The organism is Methylomagnum sp., assembly GCF_054333355.1.
In genome coordinates this window covers 1-9,108 of sequence record NZ_JBTEKS010000165.1, presented here as the reverse complement: position 1 = coordinate 9,108, position 9,108 = coordinate 1, and the positions used below count along the sequence as shown (strand labels likewise).

Genomic DNA, 9,108 nt, shown 5'->3' with positions numbered 1-9,108 from the left:
GGAGACGATACAAACCTTGATGCACATGGACGGTACTCCAAAAGTCACTTGCCAGTGAAAATTTGGCTATACCGCGGCCACCCCGTGGGGTGTTCTAATGTGTCCTTCCCTGGACGGGACCGATCATGAGACGAACTAACTTAATGGCAGTGACGCGCCGCCTGGGGACCGCCAGAATAGCCTGCCAGTTTCCCCTTATATAATCCCGGCTCTTTCTTAGGCCGGGAAACTCCTTCATGCAAATCCACCTCATCGCCGTCGGCACCCGAATGCCCCGCTGGGTCACGGAAGGCTACGAGGAATACGCCAAGCGTCTGCCCCGCGAATGCGAACTGGTCCTCCGCGAAATCGCCCCCGCCAAGCGCGGCAAGAACCTGGAACCGGCCCGCTGGATGGAGGACGAGGGCGAACGCATCCTCGCCGCCCTGACCCGCGACGACCATGTGGTGGCTCTGGAAGTCGGCGGCAAAGCCTGGACCACCCCGGACCTGGCCGAGAATCTCGCCCACTGGATGACCAACACCCGCCGCGTCGCCCTGCTGGTGGGCGGGCCGGATGGCCTCGCGGACGCCTGCCGCCAACGGGCCAATCAACAGTGGAGTTTGTCCCGCCTCACCCTGCCCCACCCCATCGTCCGGGTGGTCGTGGCCGAGCAGATTTACCGGGCGTGGAGCATCCTGCAAAATCATCCTTATCATCGTTAGCACTCCGCCCAACTTAGCCGCCAACGGCTGCCCCAATCCATCACAGGTGAATCACATGGCTACCCTGGTTTTCGATACCCATGCCTTCATCAAGCGCCACAAGGAGCGGGCTTCAGCGAAGAACAAGCAGAAATCTTCGTGGACGAACACCGCAAGCTTATCGAAGATCGCCTCGCCACCAAGCAGGACATCAAGGAACTGGAGACTCGGATGAAGGAGTCCGAACTTCGGCTGGAAACCCGCATGGCTGAACTCAAATCCGACCTCATCAAATGGATGATCGGCCTATTATTCGCGCAGGCGGCCTTCATTGTGGCGATGATTAAGCTGTGACTCCAACCCTCGCAATAATGCCCTCCCCCACCCCACTTCTCATCCTCGCCTCCGCCTCCCCCCGCCGCCGCGAACTGCTGGACCAATTGGGCGTGGCCTACGAGGTGCTGCCCGCCGACGTTGAGGAACGCCCGGCACCGGGCGAAGCGCCGGAAGCCTACGTCCGCCGCGTCGCTGCTGACAAATCCCTGGCGGCGCAAGCCTTAAACGGCGGCACCCGGCCCGTGCTGGCGGCGGACACGGAAGTGGTGCTGGACGGCGAAATCCTCGGCAAGCCCCGCGATTTCGATCACGCCGCCGACCTGCTGGCCCGGCTGTCGGGCCGCGAACACCGGGTGCTAAGCGCCGTCTCCCTGCGGCTGGGCGGGGCGCATTGGGAAGCCCTCAGCACCAGCACCGTCACGTTCCGCGACCTCACCGCCGAAGAGATCGAAGCCTATTGGGCCACCGGCGAACCCCAGGGCAAGGCTGGCGCCTACGCCGTCCAAGGCTTGGGCGCGGTGTTCATCCGCCATCTTTCCGGCAGCTATTCCGGGGTGATGGGCCTGCCGCTGTTCGAGACGGCGGAGTTGCTGCGGCGAATCGGGATACAAATCCCCGCGCCGTAATCGCCGCCTTGCCCCACCGCCCGTCGGCCCGCCACCATTAGGCACCGATCCACTCCGGGCGCTACAATCCGCCCCCATCGCCGCTTCCCTTGCCACTCCCTACGCCGCTTTTTCCACGAAACCGCCCTGGAAATGCTGGAAGTGTTGCTGCGGTACTATGTGCAAAGCAGCAAGCGGCTGGATGAGGCCGACATCCGCGAGTTGATCGAAACCAAACTGAGAGGAGATGACGACATGCAGACTTTCATCGACCGCCACATCGAACAAGGCAAACAACAAGGCGTCTTGCTGGGACGCCGGGAAGGCGAGCGTAAAGGACGCCACAAGGAACGGGTGGGCATGCCGTCGCACCTAATGACCCGAAAATTCGGCCCGCCCTCCCCGGAAATGCGAAAGCGCGTCGCCAAGGCCGACGAGGACACCCTGCTGCGCTGGGCGGATCAAGTGCTGTTCGCGGACATGGCGGACGAGGCGTTGCGCTGATGAACGATGCGGAATTCAGCGGAACAGTCGTTCGAGCGGCTACCCGCCGTCCGGCGCTTACCCACGCCGCAAGGATGCGCCGCCCCCATGAGTGACGAAGTCCTAATCAACGTCACCCCGCCCGAAACCCGCGTCGCCGTGGTCGAGAACGGGGTATTGCAAGAAGTCCTGATCGAACGCACCCGCCGACGCGGGCTGGTCGGCAACATCTATAAAGGCAAAATCTGCCGCATCCTGCCGGGGATGCAGGCGGCCTTCGTGGACATCGGCTTGGAGCGGGCGGCGTTCCTGCACATCTCCGACCTCTGCTGCATCGACCGGGAAAAGACCACCACCGACCAGATCGAGCTGATCTTCCGCGACGGCCAGGAGCTGGTCGTCCAAGTGGTGAAAGACCCCATCGGGGCCAAAGGGGCGCGGCTGACCACGGACATTTCCATCCCGTCGGTTTATCAGGTGTACATGCCCTACGCCAAAATCAATGGCGTGTCCCAACGCATCGAGTGCGACCGGGAACGGGTCCGGCTGCGGCACTGCGTGGACGGCTTTCAGAAGGAGCATGGCACCGGCGGCTTCATCGCCCGCACCGCCGCCGAGGGCATCGACGACGCCGCCCTCAAGGCCGACATGCTGTTCCTGCTGAAACTGTGGAATTCCATCGCCCAACGGAACCGCACCGCCAAGCCCAAGACCCTGCTGCACGAGGACTTGCCGCTCAGCATGAGGGTGCTGCGGGACATGCACCGCGCCAAGGTGGAGAAGGTCCGGGTGGATTCGCGGGAGACCTACACGCGCCTCGCCAAGTTCGCCAAGGAGTTCGTGCCGGAACTGGCGCCGCTGCTGGAACACTATTCGGGCGAGCGCCCACTGTTCGACCTGTACGGCGTCGAGGACGAAATCCAGAAAGCCCTGGAGCGGCGGGTGGTCCTCAAGTCGGGCGGCTATTTGATCTTCGACCAGACCGAGGCGATGACCACCATCGACGTGAACACCGGGGCGTTCGTCGGCGGGCGCAACCTGGAGGAAACCATCTTCAAGACCAACCTGGAAGCGGCTCAGGCCATCGCCCGGCAACTTAGGCTGCGCAATCTCGGCGGCATCATCATCATCGACTTCATCGACATGCGCGACGAGGACCACCGCCGCCAAGTCCTGCACGCCCTGCAAAAGCATCTGGAGAAGGACCACGCCAAGAACACCATCAGCGAGGTGTCGAGCCTTGGGCTGGTGGAGATGACCCGCAAGCGCACCCGCGAGAGCCTGGAGCATATCCTCTGCGAACCCTGCCCCGCCTGCGCCGGGCGCGGCGTCCTGAAGACGGCGGAAACCGTGTGCCTGGATATTTTCCGGGAAATCATCCGCGAGGTGCGGCAGTACAACGTACAGGAATTGCTGGTGCTGGCCTCCAACGAGGTGGTGGAGCGGCTGCTGGACGAGGAGGCGGACACGCTGTCGGAACTGGAAGCCTTCGTCGGGGTTCACATCAAGTTCCGGGCGGAGGCCCAGTACAACCAGGAACAGTATGATGTGGTGTTGTTGTAGCTAGAACGTATCGTTCCCACGGTCTCCGTCACTACCATTAAGTTAAGAGTGCGCGGGCTTTGATTTCGTTGGCTGAGCGGAGTCGAAGCCAGCGAAATCAAAGCCTCTCGGTAGGTTCGCTTCGACTCCGCTCAGCGAACGGGTAGCCTAACTTAATGGCAGTGACGGTCTCCGTGGGAATGCATCCTCGGACGCTCCGCGTCCCGTCGCAGCAGGAACAAACGACCATTTCCCCGCTAGCCCCAAGTTGCGCGAACATTGATTTTTAGAGGGAGGCCGCCACAAATGACCAAGAAATTCTCTGAGTTGGCGGACAAAATGTCCCCCGAATCACAGGCCCGTGCCGATGCCCTATATGAACAACTGTGGGCCGGGTATCAAGCCCATGGATTTGAGGAGGACATGCCTTCACCCCGTCGCCCCCATCCTGCCATTGCCGGGAAAGGCAAAACCCAAGGCGATTTGGTCAGCCCCATCGTGGATGAGGAGGACTGGGAATGCCTCAAATAGCAGGTTCTTTTGAATCCTTGCCACGATGTCCGCAGGGAAATCGTGATACTCACAAGCCGCCGTTGAAGCGGGGATTCGTTCATCCCGACACGGGATGCGGAGCGTCCCAGGATGCACTCCCACGGAGACCGTGGGAACGATAGATGTTTTCCCCCGGTAGCCCATCTTCTTGAAAACCCTCCTCCACCTCGCCCGCCGGGCGGCGCTCCATGCTTTCCTCGCCGCCCTGGTCGCCTTGGCGCTTTCCCTCAGCGTCCTCCGCCTGTGGCTGCTGCCGAAAGTCGCCGAATTCCGCGCACCCCTCGCCGCCCAAATCGGCACCCTCATCGGCGAAACCGTGCGCATCGACGCCCTGTCCGCCCATTTGCGCGGCTTCCACCCGGAAATCTTCATCGAGGGGCTACACATCCTGGATCCGCAAGGCCGCTCCGCCATCCGCTTCGCCACGGTGCGGCTGAATCTCGACACGTTCCGCAGCCTCGCGGCGGGCGAGCCGCGCTTCAACCGGATCGAAGTGGTCGGCCCCAAGCTCTCGATCCGCCGCAAGCCCGACGGCACCCTCGCGGTCATCGGACTCACCATCGCCGAGAAACCGCCCGCCTGGCTGCTGGCCGGGGGCGACATTGGCCTGTTGGACGCGGAGGTGGACTGGCAGGATTTACGCACCGGCACGCCGCCGCTCCCCCTCGGGCGGATCAACCTATGGCTGCGCAACACCCGCCACCGGCACCGGCTGTCCGCCGACTTCGCCTTGCCCGACGGGTTAGGACAGTCCCTCCGACTCGCCCTGGACGCTCGCGGCGATTTGTTCGAGCCGACCGGCTGGCGCGGCACGATCTACCTGGAAGGCCACGGACTCGACGCCGCCCGCCTGACCAGCGTCCTGCCCGCCGCCCGCCTGGGACTCCGCGCCGGTGCCGCCGATGCCCGAATCTGGCTGAACTGGCAAGGCGCGTGGCGCTCGGTGGCCGGGGATGTCTCGCTCACCGCCCCGCTGTTCGAGCATCGCCCGGACCAACACACCGAACACCCATTGGCGCTGCACTCCCTAGCCACGCGGTTTTTCTGGGAGAACCGCCCGGACGGCTGGCGGCTCGATCTGACGGGATTTCGGCCCGCGCTCCACGATCCCTGGCCGGACAGCCGATTAGCGGTCGCGGTCAGCCGCCGACCGGACGGCGCCTTGTCCAGCCTGAGCGCGGCCGCCTCGCACCTGGACCTCGGCGACGTGGGCAGCGCCCTAAATTCGCTGGCGCTGCTGGACGGGGATACCCGCGCCGCCCTACGCGCCCTGGCTCCGCACGGCTCGCTGGGTGATGCCCGGTTGTTTTATTCGCCCGGCGCGCCCATGGGCGAACGGCTGGCGCTATGCGGGCAATTCCGGGACTTGGCCGCCCATGCCTGGCAAACCGTGCCGGGCTTTTCCGGGCTGGGTGGTAACGCCTGCGGCACGGACGGCGCGGGCCACGCCACCCTGTCCGTCAGGCCGGGCCATTTGAATCTGGCGGCGCTGGGCTTGAGGCGGCCCATCCCCCTGACCGAACTGCGGGCCGAATTGGCGTGGCGGCAAACCAAGTCGGATTGGCGGCTGGCGTGGCCGTCCGTCTCCGCCCGCAACGCCGAACTGGCATTGCAAGGCCAGGGTCGGCTAGCGCTTTCTAAAGCGGTGAATGCCCCGCCTTACGTCGATCTCGAAGCCCGCCTCACGGGCGTGGACGTGGCGGCGGTTCGGCACTACATCCCCTCGGCCCTGGTGCCGGACGCGGCCCGCTGGGCGGATGGCGCGTTGAACGCGGGCCGGATTTCCCGCGCCGACATCCTCTTCAAGGGATTCGCCGCCGACTTCCCGTTCGGTAAGGGGGAAGGGCTGTTCCGGGCCGAATTGGACACCGAAGATTTACGGCTGACCTTCAACCCCGACTGGCTCCCGGTGACCCAGACCCGGTTGCACGCGCTCTTCCAAAGCGCGTCCGTGACCCTGGACGCCCGCCAAGGACGCATCGGGGCGGGTCAGATCGTCGAGGCGCACGGCAACATCGACAATCTGCTGGCCAACAATCCCTGGCTGCGCATCACGGGCCGGGTGCGCACCGGCGTGGCGGACGCGCTGGAGTTCCTGGCCCACTCGCCGCTCCGCAAGATTCCCGAGCGGCTGGGCAAAGACGCCAGCGCCTCCGGCGAGGCCGATGTCGCCCTGAAGCTGGCCGTGCCGCTGAATTCCAAACTGGGCCAAACCAGCGCGGAAGGCACCGCCAACTTCCGCCGGGCCGGGCTAAAAATCAGCGCCCTCGACCTAGCCCTCAGCCACATCGAAGGGCCGCTCCACTTCAATGGCGAGGGATTCCGCAGCGACGCCATCCGGGCGAAGCTCCTCGGCCAACCGGCGGTGATCGGCGTCAAATCCGAGGCGGGCGAGATTCGGATCGGCGTCCAAGGCAAAGCAAGTGTCGCCACCTTGGGCCAAACCTTCCCGGCGGACCTATGGCATTGGGCGAAGGGCGCGGCGGACTATCGGCTGGACCTGGCCTTGCCGGAAACGCTTGACGCCCAGAACGCGCCCGTGCGGCTGGCGCTTGCGTCCGACCTCGTCGGCATCGCCCTGGATTTGCCCGCGCCCCTCGGCAAGCCAGCCTCGGAGACCCGCGCCCTCACCATCGAAACCAGCCTGCAAGCCGGTCGCGAAACGCCTGTTCAATTGACCTACGGCCCGGACTTGAAAGCCAGGCTGCGCTTGCTCGATGGACCGGAAGGTCTCCGTCTGAGTGGTGGCGACATTGCTTTCGGCCAGCCCTTGCCCGCGACGGGCCGGATGATGCCGGGGCTGGGGTTCGCCGCCCGACTGGATGGCTTGGACGCGGGCGCGTGGCGGCGCTGGTGGAACGAGAATCCAGCGGGCGGCGCGGGCGCGGGGTTGCTGCGGGAAGTGCATTGGCGCATCGGCAAACTGGCCTGGAATGGCGCGGACTTCGGGCGCTTCGCCGGAGATGCGGAGCGCCGGGAGAGCGCTTGGCGGGGGCGGATCGACGGCGACTATCTCCAAGGGGAATTCACCGCGACGGCGGACTCGATCCGTGCCGACCTGGACCGGCTCAAACTGCCCACCGCGCCCGCCCGGCCCAATCCGCCCCAGCCATCCGCCAGCGCCACCCCGCCGGTCGGCCCTGACGACGCCGGAGACATCGACCCCGCCAGCGTGCCCAGCCTGCGGCTACGGGCCAAGCGGCTACTCTGGAAAAATGCCGACCTCGGCCCCTTGGAATTGGACACCGAGCGCCGCGCCCACGGGATGGTCATTAAAACACTCGGCGTAAAAACCAAAGCCCATCAACTGGACCTGCGCGGCCACTGGACCCACGCCCCGAACCGCTCCGCCAGCACCCATCTGGAAGGCAAGCTGCACATCGCCAGCCTGGGGGAATTCCTCGCCGCCATCGGCAAAGGCGGCGACGTGCGGGACACGCCGACGGACTCGCAATTCAGCCTGGATTGGCCGGGCGCCCCGCATCGCTACGCCGCCGCCACCGTCACGGGCGAGGTCAAATTGGCTCTCGGCAAGGGCGGGCTGCTCAACGTGGAGCCGGGCCTGGGGCGGGTGATCGGTATGTTAAACTTGCAGTCGTTGTGGCGGCGGCTGAGCCTCGATTTCAGCGACATGTTCGGCAAGGGGCTGGCCTACGATGGGGTCGCCGGAACCTTCCGCCTGGGCGGGAGTCAAGCGATTACGGAGGGCTTCCTGATTGACGCCGTGTCCGCCCGAATCATCATCGGCGGACGGGCCGGATTGGTCGCCAAGGACTTGGACCAGTCCGTGGCCGTCATTCCGCGCACGTCCGTCGCCCTGCCGATAGCCGGTGCCCTGGCCGGTGGCCCAGCGGTCGGCGCGGCGCTGCTGCTGGCCCAGCAATTGGTCGGCGAGGAAGTGGACAGCATCGCCACCACCCATTACGCCGTCCAAGGTTCCTGGGACAACCCCACAATCACCCGCATTCATCACAATCACATGCCGCTGGACGTACTCGACCAAGCCTGGAGCGGCGTCAAGAATTTATCCGGTTTCGCCGGCCAGCAAGAGGAGCAGAAGAAATGAGAAAAACCCTACTCGCCGCCATCCAAATGGCCTCCAGCCCCAGCGTGAGCGCCAATTTGATCGAGGCTGGCAGGCTCATCGAAAAAGCCGCCATCCGGGGGGCGCGGCTGGTGGTGCTGCCGGAGAATTTCGCCCTCATGGGCAAGAAGGAGACGGACAAGCTGGACGTGGCCGAGGAGGACGGCAAGGGACCGATTCAGGAATTCCTCGCCAAGATGGCCGAGCGCCACAAAATCTGGCTGGTGGGCGGCACCATGCCGATCCGCGCCAACAACGGCAAGGCCCGCGCCGCTTGCTTGATCTACGACGACAAGGGCCAGCGGGTCGGGCGCTACGACAAGATTCACCTGTTCGACGTGAGCGTGCCGGGCACCGAGGAGCATTACAAGGAATCCGCCACCATCGAGGCCGGCGAGGACGCGCTGGTGCTGGACACACCGTTCGGGCGGCTGGGCCTCACGGTGTGTTATGACATCCGCTTCCCCGAGCTATACCGGCAGATGTCTTCCGTCGGGATGGACATCCTGGCCGTGCCGTCCGCCTTCACCGCCCGCACCGGCGCGGCGCATTGGGAAATCCTGGTCCGCGCCCGTTCCGTCGAGAACCTCTGCTACACCGTCGCCGCCAACCAGGGCGGGTTCCACCTGAATGGCCGGGAGACCTACGGCCACAGCATGGTGGTCGATCCCTGGGGCGTCATTCTTGCCAGCCAAGTCCAAGGAGCCGGGGTCGTCACCGCCGAGTTCGACCGGGACCGGCTGGAGAAGGTGCGGGCGGCGTTCCCGGCGTTGGAACACACCAAGCTTTATTGCCGATAAACTCGTAGGTCGGGCCTGTACTC

At 64.9% G+C, this 9,108-nt stretch carries 8 protein-coding genes; all 8 read left to right on the top strand.

Translation table 11 applies throughout. The annotated features are described in order from the left end of the window. The first annotated feature begins 236 nt into the window (after positions 1 to 236). On the top strand, positions 237 to 704 hold the full coding sequence (rlmH, locus tag ACXWUF_RS13225) for a 23S rRNA (pseudouridine(1915)-N(3))-methyltransferase RlmH (RefSeq protein ID WP_458495138.1): 468 nt from the start codon (positions 237 to 239) through the stop codon (positions 702 to 704). Between the two features lie 138 nt (positions 705 to 842). Continuing rightward, complete coding sequence (locus ACXWUF_RS13220; protein ID WP_458495137.1) at positions 843 to 1,037, top strand: hypothetical protein; 195 nt, start codon at positions 843 to 845, stop codon at positions 1,035 to 1,037. A gap of 17 nt (positions 1,038 to 1,054) precedes the next feature. Then, positions 1,055 to 1,645 carry a Maf family protein gene (locus tag ACXWUF_RS13215; protein WP_458495136.1) on the top strand — a complete coding sequence of 197 codons (591 nt, stop codon included), beginning with the start codon at positions 1,055 to 1,057 and terminating at the stop codon, positions 1,643 to 1,645. A gap of 132 nt (positions 1,646 to 1,777) precedes the next feature. Continuing rightward, the gene (locus tag ACXWUF_RS13210) at positions 1,778 to 2,128 is read left to right on the top strand and encodes a hypothetical protein (RefSeq protein ID WP_458495135.1); all 351 of its coding nucleotides are present in this window, start codon (positions 1,778 to 1,780) and stop codon (positions 2,126 to 2,128) included. An 87-nt stretch (positions 2,129 to 2,215) separates the two neighbouring features. After that, positions 2,216 to 3,670, top strand: a complete 1,455-nt coding sequence (gene rng / locus ACXWUF_RS13205; RefSeq protein ID WP_458495134.1) for a ribonuclease G — start codon at positions 2,216 to 2,218, stop codon at positions 3,668 to 3,670. A 285-nt stretch (positions 3,671 to 3,955) separates the two neighbouring features. Further along, positions 3,956 to 4,180, top strand: coding sequence for a hypothetical protein (locus ACXWUF_RS13200; RefSeq protein ID WP_458495139.1), 225 nt, complete (start codon positions 3,956 to 3,958; stop codon positions 4,178 to 4,180). Positions 4,181 to 4,349: 169 nt separating this feature from the next. Next, positions 4,350 to 8,267 carry a YhdP family protein gene (locus tag ACXWUF_RS13195; protein ID WP_458495133.1) on the top strand — a complete coding sequence of 1,306 codons (3,918 nt, stop codon included), beginning with the start codon at positions 4,350 to 4,352 and terminating at the stop codon, positions 8,265 to 8,267. Beyond that, positions 8,264 to 9,085 (top strand): carbon-nitrogen hydrolase family protein, encoded by an 822-nt coding sequence (locus ACXWUF_RS13190; RefSeq protein WP_458495132.1) that lies wholly within the window; start codon positions 8,264 to 8,266, stop codon positions 9,083 to 9,085. Before ACXWUF_RS13195 ends, ACXWUF_RS13190 begins: the two co-directional genes overlap by 4 nt. The last annotated feature ends 23 nt before the right edge of the window (positions 9,086 to 9,108 follow it).

Coding starts and splice junctions, on each gene's coding strand:
- rlmH (WP_458495138.1), top strand. CDS start 237: ATGCAAATCCACCTCATCGCCGTCGGCACCCGAATGCCCCGCTGGGTC.
- ACXWUF_RS13215 (WP_458495136.1), top strand. CDS start 1,055: ATGCCCTCCCCCACCCCACTTCTCATCCTCGCCTCCGCCTCCCCCCGC.
- ACXWUF_RS13210 (WP_458495135.1), top strand. CDS start 1,778: ATGCTGGAAGTGTTGCTGCGGTACTATGTGCAAAGCAGCAAGCGGCTG.
- rng (WP_458495134.1), top strand. CDS start 2,216: ATGAGTGACGAAGTCCTAATCAACGTCACCCCGCCCGAAACCCGCGTC.
- ACXWUF_RS13200 (WP_458495139.1), top strand. CDS start 3,956: ATGACCAAGAAATTCTCTGAGTTGGCGGACAAAATGTCCCCCGAATCA.
- ACXWUF_RS13190 (WP_458495132.1), top strand. CDS start 8,264: ATGAGAAAAACCCTACTCGCCGCCATCCAAATGGCCTCCAGCCCCAGC.